At 65.0% G+C, this 16,988-nt stretch carries 18 protein-coding genes; 7 read left to right on the forward strand and 11 right to left on the reverse strand.

Going from position 1 to position 16,988, the window contains the following annotated elements; translation table 11 throughout:
- Positions 1–121 precede the first annotated feature (121 nt).
- Positions 122–1,513 carry a leucyl aminopeptidase family protein gene (locus ACXAGF_RS00535; protein ID WP_475013643.1) on the reverse strand — a complete coding sequence of 464 codons (1,392 nt, stop codon included), beginning with the start codon at positions 1,511–1,513 and terminating at the stop codon, positions 122–124.
- Positions 1,514–1,646: 133 nt separating this feature from the next.
- Between ACXAGF_RS00535 and ACXAGF_RS00540 the strand changes: the two genes are divergently transcribed.
- The gene (locus ACXAGF_RS00540; RefSeq protein WP_475013645.1) at positions 1,647–2,465 is read left to right on the forward strand and encodes a tetratricopeptide repeat protein; all 819 of its coding nucleotides are present in this window, start codon (positions 1,647–1,649) and stop codon (positions 2,463–2,465) included.
- Between the two features lie 196 nt (positions 2,466–2,661).
- Here the strand turns inward: ACXAGF_RS00540 and ACXAGF_RS00545 are convergent, their stop codons facing one another.
- From ACXAGF_RS00545 to ACXAGF_RS00590, 10 genes are all read right to left on the reverse strand, one after another.
- Positions 2,662–3,645 carry a type II secretion system F family protein gene (locus ACXAGF_RS00545; RefSeq protein WP_475013647.1) on the reverse strand — a complete coding sequence of 328 codons (984 nt, stop codon included), beginning with the start codon at positions 3,643–3,645 and terminating at the stop codon, positions 2,662–2,664.
- A gap of 15 nt (positions 3,646–3,660) precedes the next feature.
- Positions 3,661–4,671, reverse strand: a complete 1,011-nt coding sequence (locus ACXAGF_RS00550; protein ID WP_475013648.1) for a type II secretion system F family protein — start codon at positions 4,669–4,671, stop codon at positions 3,661–3,663.
- 13 nt (positions 4,672–4,684) lie between these two features.
- Positions 4,685–6,175: a CpaF family protein gene (locus ACXAGF_RS00555; RefSeq protein WP_475013650.1), complete on the reverse strand. Its 1,491-nt coding sequence runs from the start codon at positions 6,173–6,175 to the stop codon at positions 4,685–4,687.
- Positions 6,176–6,211: 36 nt separating this feature from the next.
- Entirely contained in the window at positions 6,212–7,501 is a 1,290-nt protein-coding gene (locus ACXAGF_RS00560) for a CpaE/TadZ family protein (RefSeq protein ID WP_475013652.1), read from the reverse strand.
- Between the two features lie 56 nt (positions 7,502–7,557).
- Complete coding sequence (locus ACXAGF_RS00565; RefSeq protein ID WP_475013654.1) at positions 7,558–8,256, reverse strand: CpaD family pilus assembly protein; 699 nt, start codon at positions 8,254–8,256, stop codon at positions 7,558–7,560.
- 13 nt (positions 8,257–8,269) lie between these two features.
- Entirely contained in the window at positions 8,270–9,817 is a 1,548-nt protein-coding gene (locus tag ACXAGF_RS00570) for a type II and III secretion system protein family protein (RefSeq protein WP_475013656.1), read from the reverse strand.
- 14 nt (positions 9,818–9,831) lie between these two features.
- The gene (cpaB, locus tag ACXAGF_RS00575; protein WP_475013658.1) at positions 9,832–10,641 is read right to left on the reverse strand and encodes a Flp pilus assembly protein CpaB; all 810 of its coding nucleotides are present in this window, start codon (positions 10,639–10,641) and stop codon (positions 9,832–9,834) included.
- A gap of 200 nt (positions 10,642–10,841) precedes the next feature.
- Complete coding sequence (locus tag ACXAGF_RS00580) at positions 10,842–11,354, reverse strand: A24 family peptidase (protein WP_475013660.1); 513 nt, start codon at positions 11,352–11,354, stop codon at positions 10,842–10,844.
- A 176-nt stretch (positions 11,355–11,530) separates the two neighbouring features.
- On the reverse strand, positions 11,531–11,707 hold the full coding sequence (locus tag ACXAGF_RS00585) for a Flp family type IVb pilin (RefSeq protein ID WP_475013661.1): 177 nt from the start codon (positions 11,705–11,707) through the stop codon (positions 11,531–11,533).
- Positions 11,708–11,929: 222 nt separating this feature from the next.
- The gene (locus ACXAGF_RS00590) at positions 11,930–12,115 is read right to left on the reverse strand and encodes a hypothetical protein (protein WP_475019362.1); all 186 of its coding nucleotides are present in this window, start codon (positions 12,113–12,115) and stop codon (positions 11,930–11,932) included.
- Here ACXAGF_RS00590 and ACXAGF_RS00595 point away from each other — a divergent pair.
- From ACXAGF_RS00595 to upp, 6 genes are all read left to right on the forward strand, one after another.
- Complete coding sequence (locus tag ACXAGF_RS00595; protein ID WP_475019184.1) at positions 12,114–12,506, forward strand: pilus assembly protein N-terminal domain-containing protein; 393 nt, start codon at positions 12,114–12,116, stop codon at positions 12,504–12,506. The genes ACXAGF_RS00590 and ACXAGF_RS00595 overlap by 2 nt on opposite strands.
- A gap of 215 nt (positions 12,507–12,721) precedes the next feature.
- Complete coding sequence (locus ACXAGF_RS00600) at positions 12,722–13,297, forward strand: TadE/TadG family type IV pilus assembly protein (protein WP_475013663.1); 576 nt, start codon at positions 12,722–12,724, stop codon at positions 13,295–13,297.
- Positions 13,294–13,887 carry a TadE/TadG family type IV pilus assembly protein gene (locus ACXAGF_RS00605; protein WP_475013665.1) on the forward strand — a complete coding sequence of 198 codons (594 nt, stop codon included), beginning with the start codon at positions 13,294–13,296 and terminating at the stop codon, positions 13,885–13,887. The genes ACXAGF_RS00600 and ACXAGF_RS00605 overlap by 4 nt, the downstream gene beginning before the upstream one ends.
- 119 nt (positions 13,888–14,006) lie before the next feature.
- Positions 14,007–15,236 carry a phosphopentomutase gene (locus ACXAGF_RS00610; RefSeq protein WP_475013667.1) on the forward strand — a complete coding sequence of 410 codons (1,230 nt, stop codon included), beginning with the start codon at positions 14,007–14,009 and terminating at the stop codon, positions 15,234–15,236.
- A complete protein-coding gene (locus ACXAGF_RS00615) occupies positions 15,233–16,201 on the forward strand; it encodes an adenosine deaminase (protein WP_475013669.1) in 969 nt (322 codons plus the stop codon). Before ACXAGF_RS00610 ends, ACXAGF_RS00615 begins: the two co-directional genes overlap by 4 nt.
- 130 nt (positions 16,202–16,331) lie before the next feature.
- Positions 16,332–16,961 carry a uracil phosphoribosyltransferase gene (gene upp, locus ACXAGF_RS00620; protein WP_475013670.1) on the forward strand — a complete coding sequence of 210 codons (630 nt, stop codon included), beginning with the start codon at positions 16,332–16,334 and terminating at the stop codon, positions 16,959–16,961.
- Positions 16,962–16,988: the final 27 nt, after the last annotated feature.

The following is a 16,988-nucleotide window of genomic DNA, read 5'->3' on the forward strand; positions in this document are numbered from 1 at the left end:
TCCGAAAGGTGGCGACGCTTTTCGTTACGGTAACGTATCGTTGCCGCGAAGAAAAGAAGCGTTGCCGTCGTCGAGCACGCCTTCACGCCTTCTTGCCAGACCCGGGCGCTGAGGGTACGAGTTAGCCGGATACCGATTTCAGATGGTGGAACAGGGCGCGGACGGCCTGGGCCTCGCCGCCGACCGGAGAGTGCGGCCGCTCCGCAGGCGCCCAGCCGAAGATGTCGAAATGCGCCCAGCTCTTGGTCCGCGTGACGAACCGCTTGAGAAACAGCGCGGCGGTGATGGCGCCGGCCATGCCGCCGGCGGGAGCATTGGTCAGATCGGCGATGCGGGCGGAGACGTCCTTGTCGTAGCCCATATAGAGCGGCATGCGCCAGAGCGGGTCGTCGACCGAAAGGCTGGCGTCGACCAGATCCGCCGCGAGTTCCTCATCATCGGTGAAGAAAGGCGGGAGATCCGGACCGAGCGCGACTCGGGCGGCCCCCGTCAACGTCGCCATGTCGATCAGGAGGTCCGGCTCGTCCTCGTCGGCGAGCGTCAGCGCGTCGGCCAGGACCAGCCGCCCCTCGGCGTCGGTGTTGTCGATCTGCACGGTAAGCCCCTTGCGGCTGCGATAGATGTCGCCGGGGCGGAACGCGTTGGCCGAGATCGAGTTTTCCACCGCCGGCACCAGCACGCGCAGGTCGACCTTCAGCCTGGCGTCCATGATCATCAGCGCCAGGCCCATGACGTTGGCGGCGCCACCCATGTCCTTCTTCATCAGCAGCATCGAGGCCGCCGGCTTGATGTCCAGGCCTCCGGTATCGAAGCAGACGCCCTTGCCGACCAGCGTGACCTTGCGATGGCCCTTCTTGCCCCAGCGCATCTCAAGCAGACGCGGCGCCTCGGCGGAGGCGCGGCCGACCGTATGGATCAGCGGGAAGTTCTCCTTCAGCAGGTCGTTGCCCTGGATCACCGAGACCTTCGCCTTGTAGTGCGCGCCAAGTGCGCGGAAGACGTCCTCGAGCGCTTCCGGTCCCATGTCGTTGGTCGGCGTGTTGATCAGGTCGCGGGCGAGGAACACGCCGGCGAGCTGGCGCTTGATGTCGGTCGCGTCCGCATCCGCCGGTATCATCAGCGTCGGCGCATCGTTGCTGGCGGCGCGGTAGCGCTCATATCGATAGCTGCCGAGCCCGTAGCCGAGCGACAGCCGGGATGCCGTCAGCGGCGCGGTCTCGATATGCCAGTCGCCCGCCGGCAGCGCCCGCGCCAGCTTGCCGGTCAGGAACGGGGCGTCGGACGGCGACTTGCCGAGGCCGAACAAGGCGCCGCCGAGGTGCCCGTCCTCGGTCGGAATCAAGAGCAGCGCCCCGGCGTCCGCCCTGAAACCCGCCTTCCGCGCCCAGTCCAACGCGATCGGATCGATCGTGCCAGTCTCGATATGAGCCGGCGTGATGGCGAAAATGGGCAGGGTCCGGCCACCGCGGGTGTTGAACGGAGAAGGGCGATCGATGAACTGGTAGGGAGCCATTGGCACTGCCTTTGCGGTACGGTCCGGATTCGGGAAATTAACACTCTGTTAGGGTTAACAGATTATTGCTGGCGTGAGGATTGTGGCGTGATTCCTTCGCACATGCGCCGCAAGAAAGCCTTGGGGACCCGTCATGTTCAGCTCCGCGCCTGCGAACTTCAGCCGAAAACTGCTTCTCCTGACCGCCACCGCACTGGTGGCGACGGTGCTTGCCGGCTGCGCCGGCGACAAACACAAGGACCTCACGACGGGTTCGATTCCGAAGCTGTCGAAGCCCGTGACGGACATGAACGCCAGCGAGCTGCAAAGGGCGGCCGAGGGAGTGGGCAAGGCCTACGAGAAAAATCCGAAGGATCGTCAGGCCGGCCTGAACTACGCCAACCTGCTGCGCATGACCGGCCGCAACGATCAGGCGCTGGCGGTGATGCAGCAGGTGGCGATCTACCATCCGACCGACCGCGAGGTGCTTGCGGCCTATGGCAAGGCGCAGGCCGCCGCGGGCCGCCTCGAGCAGGCGCTGGGCACGATCCAGCGGGCGCAGACTCCCGATCGCCCGGACTGGCGGCTGAAATCGGCCGAAGGTGCGGTCCTCGACCAGTTGGGCCGTTCCGCCGACGCGCGCGCGCGCTATCGCCAGGCGCTCGACCTGCAGCCAAACGAACCGTCGGTTCTGTCCAATCTCGGCATGTCCTACCTGCTCGAGCGCGACCTCCGCACCGCCGAGACCTATCTCCGCTCAGCCGCCCAGCAGCCGGGCGCGGACAGCAGCGTCAGGCAGAACCTTGCCCTCACGATCGGGCTCCAGGGCCGCTTCGACGAAGCGGAGCAGATTGCCCGCCAGGAGCTCAGCCCCGAACAGGCCGAAGCGAACGTCGCCTATCTCCGCGGCATGCTCTCGCAGCGCGACGCCTGGAAGCAGCTTTCCAAGAACGAAGCCGGCAACACCAACTGACCTGACGTCCCGCCATCGGGTGTCTGCGACAGCCGGCAGCGGCGCGGCCATGCCCCATCGTAAGACCGCTTCGCAGAACGATGGCCGTCTTGGGTGGCAGGAACAGGCTTGGCCTCGGCTACCCGCGACCGACGGTCAGGGCAGCGAAAGTAAAGGGGCGCCCGCAACACGCATGTCGCCGGCGCCTGGCGGCCTGTTAGAAGTTGTCGGCCACCTGGATTCCGGCCGGACCGAGGATAACCGCGATCAGCACCGGCAGGAAGAAGAGGATCATCGGCACCGTCAACTTCGGCGGCAGCGCGGCCGCCTTCTTTTCCGCCTCGTTCATGCGCGTGTCGCGGCTCTCCTGCGCCAGAACACGCAGGGCCTGGGCGATCGGGGTGCCGTAGCGCTCGGCCTGGATCAGCGCCTGCATCACCGCCTTGACGATATCCAGACCCGTGCGTGTCCCGAGGTTCTCATAGGCGACCCGCCGGTCCTGCAGGAAGGACAGCTCGGCCGTCGTCAGCACCAGTTCTTCGGCGAGTGGAGGCGATGAGATGGCGATTTCGTCAGCCACGCGACGCAATGCCACTTCCATCGAGATGCCCGATTCGACGCAGATCAACAGCAGGTCAAGTGCATCGGGCCAGGCCCGGGTGATCGACAGCTGGCGCTTGGAAACGCGGTTGGTGATGTAGATGTTCGGCGCATAGAAGCCGAGATAGGCGATGCCGATCGCCGCAAGGATACGGATCGATAGCGGCTTGTCCCCGAGATAGCCGAGGTAGAAGATGTAGAAGGCGCCGACGGCGAAAAACACGAACGGCAGGACGAAGCGTGCGAACAGGAAGATGTTCAACGCGTTCTGCGACCGGTAGCCCGCCTGGCGCAGCCGGTTCATAGTGCCGGCATCGACCAGCGCCTCGCGCAGGTTCAGGCGGTCGACGACCTGGCGCACCGAGGTGTTGTGCTGTACCCGCAGCGACCCACGGCCCTGCAACGCCTCGGCATTCATGCGCGCCCGCTCGCGGGCCCGGATCTGGTCCCGTTCCAGCGCGACCGACTTCATCCGCTTGTCGAGGTCGCCGCGCTCGAAATAGGGCGCGGCGAGCGAGTAGACGGTCGCAAGCACCGCGACGGCGACGAACAGCGGCAGCAGAAAGTCGGGATTCGTGAGCATTCTGGCCAGTTCTACCATTTCGGCCCGTCCCTCTCAGATGTCGAAATTGATCATGTTGCGCATCACCAGGATGCCCATCGTCATCCAGACGGCCGAACATCCGAGGATGAGGTGGCCGCGTGGGTCGGTGAACAGGATGATCATGTAGTCGGGCGATGTCAGGTAGACGAGCAGCATCACGATCAGCGGCAGGGCGCCAATGATCGCCGCCGAGGCCTTCGCCTCCATCGACATGGCGCTGACCTTCGCGCGCATCTTGCGCCGCTCGCGCAGCACGCGCGAGAGATTGCTGATCGCCTCGGAGAGATTGCCGCCCGCCTGGCTCTGGATCGCGATCACGATCGAGAAGAAGTTGATTTCTTGCAGCGGAATGGAATTGTACATGCGGGCGCAGGCTTCGGGAATGCTCAGGCCCATCTGCTGGGATTCGATGACGCGGCGAAACTCGGTCTTGACCGGTTCCTGACCCTCCGCCGCGATCAGGCGCAGGGCGTCCGTCAGCGGAAGGCCCGACTTGATCGACCGGACCATCACATCGAGCGAGTTCGGGAACTCCTCGAGGAACTTGTTCATGCGCCGCTTGACCATGAAGTTGAGCACCCAGCGCGGCACACCAAGGCCGGTGACGACGAACAGGCCGGCGGAAATGGCGAGCGGCGCGCCGACGACGATTGACGCGAGGGAAATGAACAGCCCGACGCCGATCCCGATGGCGAGAAACTGTGTGGGGCTGAGGGCGAGGCCGGCCTGCGAGAGCTTCGCCTTCAGGTCCGGCGAGGCCTTCTTGGTTCGTTCCTGCTGCTTCTTTTCGAGCTCCTTCAGCGAGTCCTGCACGGACTTGCGCCGCTTCGTCATCTCCTGCATGCGCTCGCGCGCAGCCTTGACCTTGCTCTGGTCGGTCTCGGCGGTTTTCACCCGGTTGACGCGATTTTCGGCCTTCTTTTCCGTCTCGATGCGCGAGAACAGCACGCCGTATCCGAGCGCGCCGGCAGCGATCGCCGCCAGGGCGACGATCGCAACGATGGTGAGATCCAGTCCGAACATCAAGGGCCCTCGGCTATTCCGGTTTGTCCATCATATCCAGCGTCGAGGCCAGGCGGCGCTCCTCGTTGAAGTAGCGTGCACGATCCCAGAAGTGCGGCTTGCCGATGCCGGTGCCGACATGCCGGCCGATGATGCGACCGTTGGCGTCCTCGCCCTCGATCTCGAACCGCATCAGGTCCTGGGTGACGATGACGTCGCCTTCCATGCCGACGACCTCGGTGATGTGGGTGATGCGACGCGAACCGTCGCGCAGGCGCGAGGCCTGGATGATGACGTCGACCGAGCCGGCGATGATTTCGCGCACGGTCTTGGCCGGCAGCGTATAGCCGCCCATGGCGATCATCGATTCCATTCGGCTCAGGCACTCGCGCGGGGAATTGGCGTGGATCGTTCCCATCGAACCGTCGTGGCCAGTGTTCATCGCCTGGAGGAGGTCGAACACCTCCGGTCCGCGCACTTCGCCGACGATGATGCGCTCGGGGCGCATGCGCAGGCAGTTCTTGATCAGGTCGCGCATGGTGATCTGGCCCTCGCCCTCGATATTGGGCGGGCGGGTTTCCAGGCGCACCACGTGCGGCTGCTGCAGTTGCAGTTCGGCCGAATCCTCGCAGGTGATCACGCGTTCGTCGGTGTCGATGTAGCGCGTCATGCAGTTGAGCAGCGTCGTCTTGCCCGAGCCGGTGCCGCCGGAGATGACGAGGTTGCAGCGCACGCGTCCGATGATCTGCAGCAGCGTCGCCCCCTCGGGCGTGATCGAGCCGAAGCGCACCAACTGGTCCAGCGTCAGCTTGTCCTTCTTGAATTTTCGGATGGTGAGCGCGGTCCCGTCGATGGCGAGCGGCGGCGCGATCACGTTCACGCGCGAGCCGTCGGGAAGGCGCGCGTCGCAGATCGGACTTGATTCGTCGACGCGCCGGCCCACCTGGCTGACGATACGCTGGCAGATCGAGAGCAGCTGCGCATTGTCGCGGAAGCGGATTTCCGATTCCAGCACCTTGCCGGAGACTTCGATGTAGGTCTTGCCAGCCCCATTCACCATGATATCGGCGATGTCGTCCCTTGCCAGCAAGGGTTCGAGCGGGCCGTAGCCAAGCACGTCGTTGCAGATGTCGTCGAGCAGTTCCTCCTGCTCGGAGATCGACATCGCGAAGTTCTTGATCGTGATGATGTCGTTGACGATGTCGCGGATTTCTTCGCGCGCGCTTTCCGTGTCCAGCTTGGCCAGCTGTGACAGGTCGATCGTGTCGATCAGCGCGGAGAACACCTGCGACTTGGTGTCATAGTAGTCCTCGGTCCGTGGCGAGCGCTTGCGGCCGATCGGCGAGGGCGGCGGCGGTGGTGGCAAGGTGCTCGCCGCCGGCTCGCGCACCGGTTCGGCCGCAGCCGCGGTCGCAGCCGGCGCCGCCGCGCGCTCGACAACAGCAGGTGCCGGTGCGGCCTGTGGCGCATGGCCGGCCGAACCGCCGCTCTTTCCAATGCCTTCGTTTCCGCGTCTACCGAACATGCTGTTTCTTCCGTTTTCAGGGCCCCGTCAGGGGCATCATTTGCGGCCGAGCATGCCCAGCATCTTGCCGAGCCCGCCCTTCTTGGGCTTCTTCACCGTTGCCCGTCCGGTCACGACGTGCGCGATCTGCGAGAACGTCTCCGCCGCCGGCGACTTCTTGTCCATCTCGGCGATCATCCGCCCGCTATTGGCGGCCGTGCCGAACAGCTGCGCGTCGAAGGGGATGATTGCGATCGGCTGCACGCCGAGCGGGTCGCAGAAGTCGCCCGGAGCGATCTCCGGACGTTTCGGCATTCCCACCTGGTTGAGGATCAGGTGCGGGGGGCGGTCGTTCGGCCGCAGCTTCTTCAGCGCGTCGAACATATTCTTGGCGTTGCGCAGATTGGCGAGATCCGGCATGGCGGTGACGATGACCTCGTCGACCTCGCCGAGCAGCGTGCGGGTCCATTCCGACCAGGCATGCGGCACGTCCAGCACGTTCACCGGGGCGTTGCGCTGCAGGACCTCGATCATCGGCTGGAACGAACCGCGCTCGAGATCATAGCCCCGGTCGAGCGTCGACGGCGCGGCGAGCAGCGAGAGGTGTTCGGAGCATTTCGACAGCAGCCGGTCGAGAAAGACCTCGTCGAGCCGGTCGGGCGCGTATACGGCCTCGGCCATGCCCTGGGCCGGATCCTGGTCGAAGTTGATGTTGGCGGTGCCGTAGGGCAGGTCGAGGTCGGCCAGGACCACCTCGGTCGAGAACAGGCTGGAGATGCCCCAGGCGCAGTTGTGCGCGATCGTCGAGGAACCGACCCCGCCCTTGGCGCCGACGAAGGCGATCGTGCGGCCGAGCGGCTCGGCTTCGGGGTCGATGAAGATGCCGGCGATGGCGTTGAGAACCTCGGCCATGCTGACCGGTGCGACCAGATACTCCGACACGCCGCTGCGGATCAGCTCGCGGTAGAGCGAGATGTCGTTGTGGCGGCCGATGATGACGACCTTCGTGCTCGGATCGCAGACCTCGGCGAGCGGCGCCAGCTCGGCCATCAGCGCGGAGGGTTGCGTCGCGGTCTCGAGGATGACGAGGTTCGGTGTCGGCGCCGAGGCGAACATGTTCGCCGCCATCGCGATGTTGCCGTTGTTGACGCGAAGGCTGACCTTGCCCATGCGGCGGTCGTTCGCGCAGCGCTCCATCAGATGCAGGATCTCCTCGCTCTCGCAAAAGGCATGGATCGAGATCCGCGGAAGCGGGCGCAGACGATCGAGTTCCTCGACGTGTCTGCCCTCATCGACGAAGGTTTCTGAGGATTGCTGCGCCTCAATGCCGTATTCGATGCTCGTCATCTCTCAAGCCTCATCCTGTTTGTCAGGCGCGTCGGGTGACCGTCTGGACCGTGTCATCAGAAGTCCGTTCCGTCGTCGCGATAGTCCTGGATCGCGGTCGCGCGGCGCTCCGCATCGATCGGCGTCATGCCGCGTGGACCGACGAGATCCATCGGGTTGGCGATCTGAGCGGCCAGGTTCGCCTGCGTGGCGCAACCGAAATTGTAGTACTGCTTGTTTTCGATGGTGTTAACCGTCAGGTCTTCCGGCCATTGACCGCAGGTGTTGGTCTTGGCGGTGATGGAGGAGAAGGCGAGGCGTATCGGCGCGGAGTCGCCTTGGCCCGTTGCGCTATAGGAGGTCTCGATGATGCGCTTGGCCGGCACGCCGGCCTTGATCAGCGTCGCGCGGATGTCCTTGCGGACGGATGCCGCCGCGGCCGCATTGTGCGAGCCGTGCGGCACCATGATCTGCACCGTACCCTTCGATTTCGCTTCGTAGTCCTGGGCAAAGCCGCGGATATTGTCGCGCATGGGAACGGTCAAGGTGCGGTCCCGCGCGGAGACGGGGACGTCCAGTGTGTGCTCGGCTTCCGTCAGCACGATCGGATGCCGCGTGCGATAGTCGTCGGGGATCGAGGCGGTCGTGGTGGCGTCGCGCGAGGCGCAGCCGGCGAGCGTCGCCGTGGCGACGAGCAATGCGGCCGGTACCAGGCGATTGAGCAGCATGTGGCGGAGCCTTTCGGAGGGGCCCTTGGAGCTTGTGCGTGCGGTCATGTCCGTTCCCCGATCACTTGTAGATGAAGCCGACGGCGCCGTTGTAGGTGCCGGTCGGAAGGCCGGCTTCCTTGCGGCCGTAAATCTGGTTGACCCGGCCGAGGAAGAAGCTCGCGGCGTCGTTCGTCGGGTTGAAGTTGTCGTCCGGACGGTTCAGCTCGTTGCGGGCGACCGGGCGGACCAGGTAGGGCGTGGCGATAATGACCATCTCGGTCTCGTTGCGAACGAAGTCCTTCGAGCGGAACAGCGTGCCGAAAACCGGAACCTTCGACAGGCCGGGGTAGCCCGACATTGCCTGGCGGATGTCGTCCTTGACGAGGCCGGCGATCACGATCGAGCCGCCCGAGGGCAGTTCGACGCTCGTCGAAGCCTGACGACGGCGGATGCCGAGTGCCATGGCGCCGGGAATGCCCTGGTTGCCGATCAGCGGGGCCGAACCCTCGAAGGTCGGTTCGGACACTTCGGTGTTGACCCGCAGGCTGATTCGTCCGGCGGAAAGGACGACCGGCTTGAAGTTCAGTCGGATGCCGTAGTCGACGGTATCGTAGTTGCGCGTGACTTCCGGATTGCCGGTGTCCTCGTTCTCGGTGATGCTCTGCTCGCTGAGCAGCCGGAACTCGCCGCCGACATAGAAGCTGGCCGCTTCGCCGGAGATCGCCGTCAGGCTCGGCTCGGCGAGGGTGCGCATCACGCCCGCCTGCTCCATGGCGCTGATATAGCTCGCGATCGCGGTGCCGCCGATCGAACCGGTCAGCACCCCGTTCGTCGCCCAGTCGACGGCGCCGCCGAGGTTGGTGGGGTTGCGGAAGGCAATGCCGCCGTCGCTCCCCGAGACCGAGCCGTTGAAGCCGAGTTGCTTGAGGATCTGACGGCTGACCTCGGCCACCGTGATCTTCAGCGTGACCTGGTCCTCGCCCTCGATCTTCAGCATGTTGACGACCTGCGACTTCTGGCGGTCCTCACCGAAGATGGCGGCGTCGCCATTGTTGCCCTGGGCTGTGATCGTGCGGGTCGTCGCCTCGCCGCCCGTGAGAAAGATGTCGGCAAGCCGTGCCGCCTGGAGCGCGTCCTGCGGGGTACGCACGGTGCCGGTCAGCACGATGTTGTCGGAGATGATCTCGACCGAAATGTCGGAGTCCGGGATGAACCGGCGCAGGTGCGCCTGCAGGCCGCTGATGTCGCGCTCGACCGCGAGTTCGAGGCTGACGATTTCCTCGCCGTTCGGTCCGAAGATGAAGACGTTGGTCTGCCCGATCTCCTTGCCGAAGATGTAGATCCGGCGCGACGTGCGGGTGACCGCGTCGGCCTTGGCCGGATCGGCGACAAGGATGTCGTGCGCATCGGTCGGGAGGTCGACGACGATCGCCTTGTTGAGTCCGAGCTTGAGCGACTTGCGCGCGCCCGCCCCGACATCGCTGATGCGTACGACTGAGGTCGTGGCGGCTTCGGCCCGGTCGACCGTGGCCCCGGTCACCACCGCCGCCGGCATGCCCGAGAAGGTGAGGCAGAAGGTCATCCCGCCGGCGACAGAGGCCCGAAATTTCTTTCCGAATCCACGCACGTTGCGCTCCTGCTTCACTTGTTGACGGCGGGCGAGTTGGACTTGATGATCTCGCCTGTTTTGATGACTTGGATGATCGGGGCGCCGTCGCCGCCATTCAGCAGATAGTCCGCGGCGGCGGTATCGCCTTCCTGTGCGTCGGCGACGCTGCGGAGCGCCAGCTGGAGGCGTTCGGCCATCTGCTGGGCCACCGTGATCACCTTCGCCTGGTCAGGGGTCAGCTCGAGCGTCGCCGTGGTGCCGACGACGGTCTTCGAGCCGTCGTCCTTCTCCTGGATCTGCTGGTCGATGGCGAGCACCCGCACATTGTTCAGGATCGTCTCGGTGATCATGGTCTCCTCGTCGCCCGATCGGACCATGATCACGTCGACGCGGTCGTTCGGGAGGATGAAACCGCCGGCGCCGGTGGCCACGGAGATCTCGGTCGAGACTGCCCGTTTGCCGGCCGGGAGCAGCGACGACATGATCTTGCTGTTCGAGTCGGCGACCTTTTCCTGGCGGATCGGCTCGCCGTTGAAGATCGGCATGCGGACGACCGCGCCGGCAAGCTTCTCGACGGCGTCAGGGCGGATCTGATCGGTGATGAACCCTTCGACGACGCTGCCCTGCGGCCAGGCGCTCCAGCCGAGCGTATCGGCACTGAGCCTCGATCCGATCGGAAGGCTCTGGCTGGCCACCAGAACGTTGATGGTCGGCTCTCGCTCGACCACAGGTTCGCTCGCCACCGAAATCTTGTTGCCGCGGGCCAGTTGCAGGGCAAGGTAGCCTGCAACGCCTGCCGAGATGACGGCCACTGCCAGAATGATGATTCGTGCCGGTTTCATGGTTGGCCCCTGGACGTACAGAAGTGCGTAACGTCACCTTGGCCATGAATTGGTATAATTATGGTTAACGACTTGCTTAAGATCTTGGTTAACGAAGTGTCGCCGCCTGGCAGTGCAGCACGCAGGCTCGACGATACCGTCTTTGCGTGCATTGGCGCGCCTGCGCCCGCAGGTGTGGAATGGTCGAAGTGGTCGGATGCTCAGTGCGGGCTGCCGAGTGCGGCCAGCATCAGCGGCGACGAAGGGTAGGCGACAAAGGCCGCGATGCCGATGGCAATGCCGTAGGGCACCTTCTTTTCCGTCAGCAGATGGTCCGGCAGCGGCAGGCCGGCGGCCATGATCGTATGGGCGCGGCTGCGCAGCGACAGGACCACGAGCGTGAGCAGACCGCCGAACAGCGACACATAGACGAGATAGGCAAAGAGCGAGTGGGTCAGGCCAAACCAGACGGCGCTGGCCGTCAGCAGCTTGGCATCGCCGCCGCCCATGACATTGATGGCAAAAAGCGCGAAGCAGACCCCGAACACGGCCAGCCCGGCCAAAAGATGCATGCCGATCTCGGCAAGGCTCAGCCCGGCCAGCGGCGCAACCACGATGAACCCGGCCAGAAGGATCGCCGAGACCCGGTTGGGGATGGTCATGGTGAAGAAGTCGGAGCAGGCCGCCACCGCCAGGCAGAGGGGAAAGACGACAAAGATCGCAGCTTCGGTCATGACTTGCTCCATTTCGGCCGATGCTAGCGCACGGGCCTTAAAGATTTGCCAAGCCGTTCGATGTGGACGGACGGGCACGGCGGGCTCCCAAAAGGAAAGGACCGCCTTCGGAAAAGGCGGCCCCTTGCGCGTTCATGAGATTTGTCAGGTCGCGAGCGACCCGCGTCTGCCCTGGCTTACGGCTGGTTGGCGTCGAGCTCGCCGGACAGGTTGGAGAACGTCTCGTTCAGCGAGTCGCCGAGGGCGGAAGCGCCGGCGATCAGGGCGACGGAGATGAGGGCGGCGATCAGGCCGTATTCGATTGCCGTCGCACCGGACTCATCCTTCAGCAGGCGGGCGAAGATCTTGGTCATGGGATTCTCCTAACTCCAGAGGTGTTGGTTCAGCACGTCCGACAACTGTTTGCCGTTGTTCGGATGACTGCAACCTACAGGCGCCGCATTGCCGCCTGCTTAATGAAGTCGGTTAATCGATCGTTAGCGCGACTTGTCAGATATCGTGGTAAACAAATGGCCAATGCCGGACAGTCTCGCGGAGAGAGGCGCGCGCGCGGGCGCGGGTAGGCATGGGCGCGTTCAAGTGCAAGACCGGAGATACGGGCTCGTGCCGGCGGTCGCGCGGTGGTAGTCTTTCGTGCGGCGCGATGTTTTGTCGGTCTTCTTAAGTCTTCGTTCACCATTCGCGGCGATGCTCGCCAATAGCGACAGCTTCAGGATATTCGGGATGAGAACCGTGCGGTCACTTGCCACTTCCAGGGCCATGCGCCTAGCCATCGGCATTCTGCTTTCGCAGGCGTGCTCCCTAAGCGGCGCTGCCCGCGCCCAAGATGGCGAGATGATGCGGGTCTACATGGACCACGCGCGCGTGCTGAAGCTCGATCGGCCGGTCAGCAAGGTCATTGTCGGCAATGCCGAGGTGGCCGACGCGACGGTCGCCGACGCCCAGACGATCGTTCTGACCGGGCGTAACTTCGGCACCACGAACCTTGTGCTGCTCGACGCGGACGGCAATGCGATCGTCGACGAGCGCATTCTCGTCTCCATCGACGAGGGCAACACGGTTCGCGTCTTCCGCCAGACCGATCGCTCCGTGCTCTCCTGCACGCCCATTTGCGAGCAGCACGCAAAGCGCGCCACCGAGACCTCGCCCTAAAGGCTGCACCGGCGCCATCCGGCAACACCGGCGCGAAAGTGGCAATTCGCTAAACTGCGATCCATCGCGCATACCAATTGTAAACGGTCCATCGCGTAGTCTTGCGCTCATGCGCCCTGGAGGGGTTGCCTCGAGCGTCCCTGGGCTCACGCGTGGAGGACGCGGTCCCGCGTTCCAGGCGGGCACGGGATGGGAACGGAAGGTGAAGCGCAGCCATGCTGGAAGCAGAGAAGCGCAGAGACGGACAGCCCGGACGGCTGAAGCGGTTCATCGGTGAGCGGAGCGGCGCCTCCGCCCTCGAGTTCGCCATCCTTGCGCCGGTGTTCTTCGGCCTGGTGATCGCCATCGTCGAGACCTTCACGGCCTATCTCGCCGAGCAGGTCCTGCTCGACGCCAACGACGCGGTGGCGCGCAGCATCAGGATGGGCCACATCACCTTCAACATGGATCGCCCGACGGACGTGGACAGGGAAGAGTTCCGCAAGATCTACTGCGAGAACCTCACCGTGCTCCTGTCGTGCTCTCCCGAGGAGGCCGACATCCCCTCGCGCCTCTATATCGACGTGCGCAGCACGACGACGTTCGACGTTCCCAACACCACCCCTAGCCCCCTTCCCAATCACTTCGCCCCCGGTGGAAAGGCCACCAAGAACATCGTGCGGGCCTATTACCGGTGGCCGGTGCTGGTGGATTACCTGCGCGTGCTGACGTTCTGGCGGGGCAGCACTTCGTCGGTGGACGAGCAGCTCTTGGTCGCGACGACGGTGTTCAAGAACGAGGATTACCAATGATGGGCCGCGGCGTGGAACGGTTGCAGTCAGCCATTGGCGGCTGGGTCTGGACAAGGCTGAAGAGCCTTGCAGGCGCACGGGACGGCGCTGGCGCGGTGGAATTTGCCATCCTCGCGCCGTTGCTGATCGCCGGCTATGTCGGCTCATACGGCATTTCCGTCGGCATGTCCGTCTACAACAAGGTCGGCCGCGCCTCCGCCACCATCTCCGACTACCTGACGCAGCTGGGAAATGTCACCACCAACGAGCTGGCGGAAATGAAGTTTGTCGCCGAGACGATCCTGGCGCCGTTCAACGCCGACGAGTTCGACGTCCTGATCACCGGCATCCAGGTGGATGACAACGGAAACGCGACGATCGCCTGGTCTCGGGCGGATAGTGGGCAGACACCGTACCTGAAGGGAAGCCCGATCCCGCTGCCCAACGACATGACCAAGACGAGGACGTTCTTCATCCGCACCGAGTTGGTAATGCAGTATAAGCTGCCGCTGGTTCCGGCCGACTACGACTGGAGCAGGCCAACGCTCAAGCGGACAAGCTACAGCCGCATCCGCAAGGGCACCACGATCACCTGCACCGGCTGCACCTGATCACGGCACGCATCGCCGGCGGACGATTTTTCTTGAGCCCACGGCTTCTTCCATGCCATTTCCAGTCAGCGTCCTGCGTCATCCGTTCGGGAGCGCATGCCGCTTGCGACAGGTGAGGCATGGCCAGGGCATTTCTTTTCGTACTTGATTCCTTCGGCATCGGCGGCGGCCCCGACGCGGCGGCCTTCGGCGACGATGGGGCCGACACGCTGGGCCACATCGCCGAGTTCTGCGCCGCGGGCGCCGCCGACAGGGCCGGGCTTCGGGCGGGGCCGTTGAACCTTCCCAACCTGTCGGCGCTGGGGCTCCTGCATGCGGCCCGGGCCGCTACCGGACGCTTCCCGCCCGGCATGGCCGTTCCCGAGCGCGTATTCGGCCACCATGGGGCTGCCACGGAGATCTCGCGCGGCAAGGACACGCCGTCGGGCCACTGGGAGATCGCCGGCACGCCGGTCATGTTCGACTGGGGTTACTTTCCCTCGGAAGGCGCCGCCTTTTCGCCGGAACTGGTGGCTGCGATCTGCGAGATCGGGGAGGTGCCGGGGATTCTCGGCAACTGTCACGCCTCCGGGACCGAAATCATCGCCCGCCACGGCGAAGAGCACATCCGATCGGCGAGGCCGATCTGCTATACATCCACCGATTCCGTGTTCCAGATCGCCGCACACGAGACCCATTTCGGCCTCGATCGGCTGCTGTCGCTCTGCCAGACGGTTCGGGCCATTCTCGACGAGTGGCCCGGCGGGCGGATCGGCCGCGTCATCGCCCGTCCCTTTGTCGGCGAGTCGCCTGCCAGCTTCGAGCGCACCGGAAACCGGCGCGACTATTCTGTTCCGCCGCCGGAACCGACACTGCTGGAGCGGCTGACCGAGGCCGGTCGCACCGTCCATGCCGTCGGCAAGATCGGCGACATCTTCGCCCACAAGGGCATCGGTCGCCTGATCAAGGCGAACGGCAACATGGCGCTGTTCGACGCGACGCTGCAGGCGATGGGCGAGGCGAAGGACGGCGATCTGGTTTTCACCAATTTCGTCGATTTCGACATGCTCTATGGCCACCGCCGCGACGTGGCCGGCTACGCCGCCGCGCTCGAAGCCTTCGACCGGCGTCTGCCGGAGGTCGATCGCAATCTGCGTCCGGGCGATCTTTTGGTCCTGACTGCCGACCACGGTTGCGACCCGACCTGGCGCGGGACGGATCACACGCGCGAGCGCGTGCCGGTTCTTGCCTTCGGCCACGGCATCCGCTCGCGTCTGCTGCAGACACGCCCCAGCTTTGCCGACATCGGCGAAACGATCGCCATGCACCTCGGGATCCCGCCGGGCCGGCACGGGACGAGCTTCCTGTGACCGCGCATCTGAAGAAGGCGGAACTGCACTGCCACCTGGAAGGGGCCGCGCCGCCGTCATTGGCGCTCGCCCAGGCGCAAAAGTACGGCGTGCGGACGGACGGCTTCCTCCGCGACGGCGCCTATATCTGGCATGACTTCACCAGCTTCCTCGCGGCCTATGACGCGGTCGCGAACCTGTTCCGCACCGAGGAGGACTTTGCGCAGCTGGCCGAGGCCTATCTCGACGAACTGGCCGGCGCCGGTGCGATCTACAGCGAACTGTTCGTGTCTCCCGATCATGGCGAGGCGGTCGGTCTCGGAGCTGAAGGCTACGTCGCCGGCATTGGCCGCGGCATCGAGGCGGCGCAGGCCCGGACCGGTATCGAATGCCGCATGGTTGTTGTCGGGCTGCGTCATCGCGGGCCGGAACGGGTCGAGTGGGCGGCGCGCTTTGCCGCGCACAGCCGCAATCCGCTCATCACCGGCTTCAACTTGGCCGGCGACGAGCGCATCGGACGCGTTGCCGATTTTGCCCGTGCCTTCGATATCGCCCGCGACGCCGGCCTCGGCATCACCGTCCATGCGGGCGAGGTCTGCGGCGCTGTCAGTGTGCGCGACGCGCTGGACCGGTTGCGCCCCTCACGCATCGGCCATGGCGTGCGCGCCATCGAGGATCCGGGTCTCGTCGCGCGGTTGGCGGACGAGGGCGTGGTGCTGGAAGTCTGCCCCGGATCGAACGTGGCGCTCGGCGTCTTTTCGGACTTCGCCGCCCATCCGCTCCGCCGCCTCCGCGCGGCCGGCGTCCGGGTGACGCTCAATTCCGACGACCCGCCGTTCTTCCGCACCTCGCTGCAACGTGAATACCGCGTCGCGGCCGAAGTCATGGGGATGGCACACTCGGACATCGATGCGATGACGCGGACCGCCATCGAGGCGGCTTTCGTCGACGATACGACCCGGACCGCACTGCTGGCGCGCCTTTGACCGGAACGCCCGGGTGCGCGATCCGTGCGGGAACGAGGAATGGGGAGGCGCGCCCCTGCCGGTCCCTTGCGGGGCGTGGATGAACGTGGAAAAAGAGGCCGATCAACGAAGGAACAGGGAAGGTTTGTCCATGGACGGCGTCACCATCATCGATCACCCGCTCGTGCAGCACAAGCTGACCATCATGCGCAAGAAGGAGACGTCGACCGGCAGCTTCCGGCGGCTGCTGCGCGAGATCTCGACGCTGCTGTGCTACGAGGTCACGCGCGACCTTGAGCTGACCACCGAGCGCATCGAGACGCCGCTGCAGGCAATCGACGCGCCGATCCTCGAGGGCAAGAAGCTCGTCTTCGCCTCGATCCTGCGCGCCGGCAACGGCTTGCTCGAGGGCATGCTCGAACTCGTCCCTTCCGCCCGCGTTTCGCATATCGGCGTGTATCGCGATCACGACACGCTCGAGGCGGTGGAATACTTCTTCAAGGCGCCCGACCTGCTGAACGAGCGTCTGGTCATCGTCGTCGATCCGATGCTTGCGACCGGCAACTCGGCGATCGCGGCGATGGACAAGCTGAAGGAGCGGGGTGCGACCAACATCCGCTTCCTGTGCCTGCTGGCGGCGCCCGAAGGCATTCGCAACTTCCGTGCCGCCCATCCGGATGTCCCGATCTACACCGCCTCCGTCGACAGCCGCCTGAACGACAAGGGCTACATCGTGCCGGGTCTCGGCGACGCCGGCGACCGCATGTACGGTACCAAGTAGGGCCGTTAACGGGCCGTTAGCCACCGC

The sequence above is a fragment of the Mycoplana sp. ABR4_002 genome (genome assembly GCF_056159645.1).

Bases quoted from the DNA above. Each gene is read 5' to 3' on its own strand.
- ACXAGF_RS00535 (WP_475013643.1), bottom strand. From the start codon at position 1,513: ATGGCTCCCTACCAGTTCATCGATCGCCCTTCTCCGTTCAACACCCGC.
- ACXAGF_RS00610 (WP_475013667.1), top strand. From the start codon at position 14,007: ATGGCCAGGGCATTTCTTTTCGTACTTGATTCCTTCGGCATCGGCGGC.
- ACXAGF_RS00580 (WP_475013660.1), bottom strand. From the start codon at position 11,354: ATGACCGAAGCTGCGATCTTTGTCGTCTTTCCCCTCTGCCTGGCGGTG.
- ACXAGF_RS00600 (WP_475013663.1), top strand. From the start codon at position 12,722: ATGCTGGAAGCAGAGAAGCGCAGAGACGGACAGCCCGGACGGCTGAAG.
- ACXAGF_RS00540 (WP_475013645.1), top strand. From the start codon at position 1,647: ATGTTCAGCTCCGCGCCTGCGAACTTCAGCCGAAAACTGCTTCTCCTG.
- upp (WP_475013670.1), top strand. From the start codon at position 16,332: ATGGACGGCGTCACCATCATCGATCACCCGCTCGTGCAGCACAAGCTG.
- ACXAGF_RS00545 (WP_475013647.1), bottom strand. From the start codon at position 3,645: ATGGTAGAACTGGCCAGAATGCTCACGAATCCCGACTTTCTGCTGCCG.
- ACXAGF_RS00605 (WP_475013665.1), top strand. From the start codon at position 13,294: ATGATGGGCCGCGGCGTGGAACGGTTGCAGTCAGCCATTGGCGGCTGG.
- ACXAGF_RS00565 (WP_475013654.1), bottom strand. From the start codon at position 8,256: ATGACCGCACGCACAAGCTCCAAGGGCCCCTCCGAAAGGCTCCGCCAC.
- cpaB (WP_475013658.1), bottom strand. From the start codon at position 10,641: ATGAAACCGGCACGAATCATCATTCTGGCAGTGGCCGTCATCTCGGCA.
- ACXAGF_RS00560 (WP_475013652.1), bottom strand. From the start codon at position 7,501: ATGACGAGCATCGAATACGGCATTGAGGCGCAGCAATCCTCAGAAACC.
- ACXAGF_RS00595 (WP_475019184.1), top strand. From the start codon at position 12,114: ATGCGCCTAGCCATCGGCATTCTGCTTTCGCAGGCGTGCTCCCTAAGC.
- ACXAGF_RS00555 (WP_475013650.1), bottom strand. From the start codon at position 6,175: ATGTTCGGTAGACGCGGAAACGAAGGCATTGGAAAGAGCGGCGGTTCG.
- ACXAGF_RS00550 (WP_475013648.1), bottom strand. From the start codon at position 4,671: ATGTTCGGACTGGATCTCACCATCGTTGCGATCGTCGCCCTGGCGGCG.
- ACXAGF_RS00590 (WP_475019362.1), bottom strand. From the start codon at position 12,115: ATGGCCCTGGAAGTGGCAAGTGACCGCACGGTTCTCATCCCGAATATC.
- ACXAGF_RS00585 (WP_475013661.1), bottom strand. From the start codon at position 11,707: ATGACCAAGATCTTCGCCCGCCTGCTGAAGGATGAGTCCGGTGCGACG.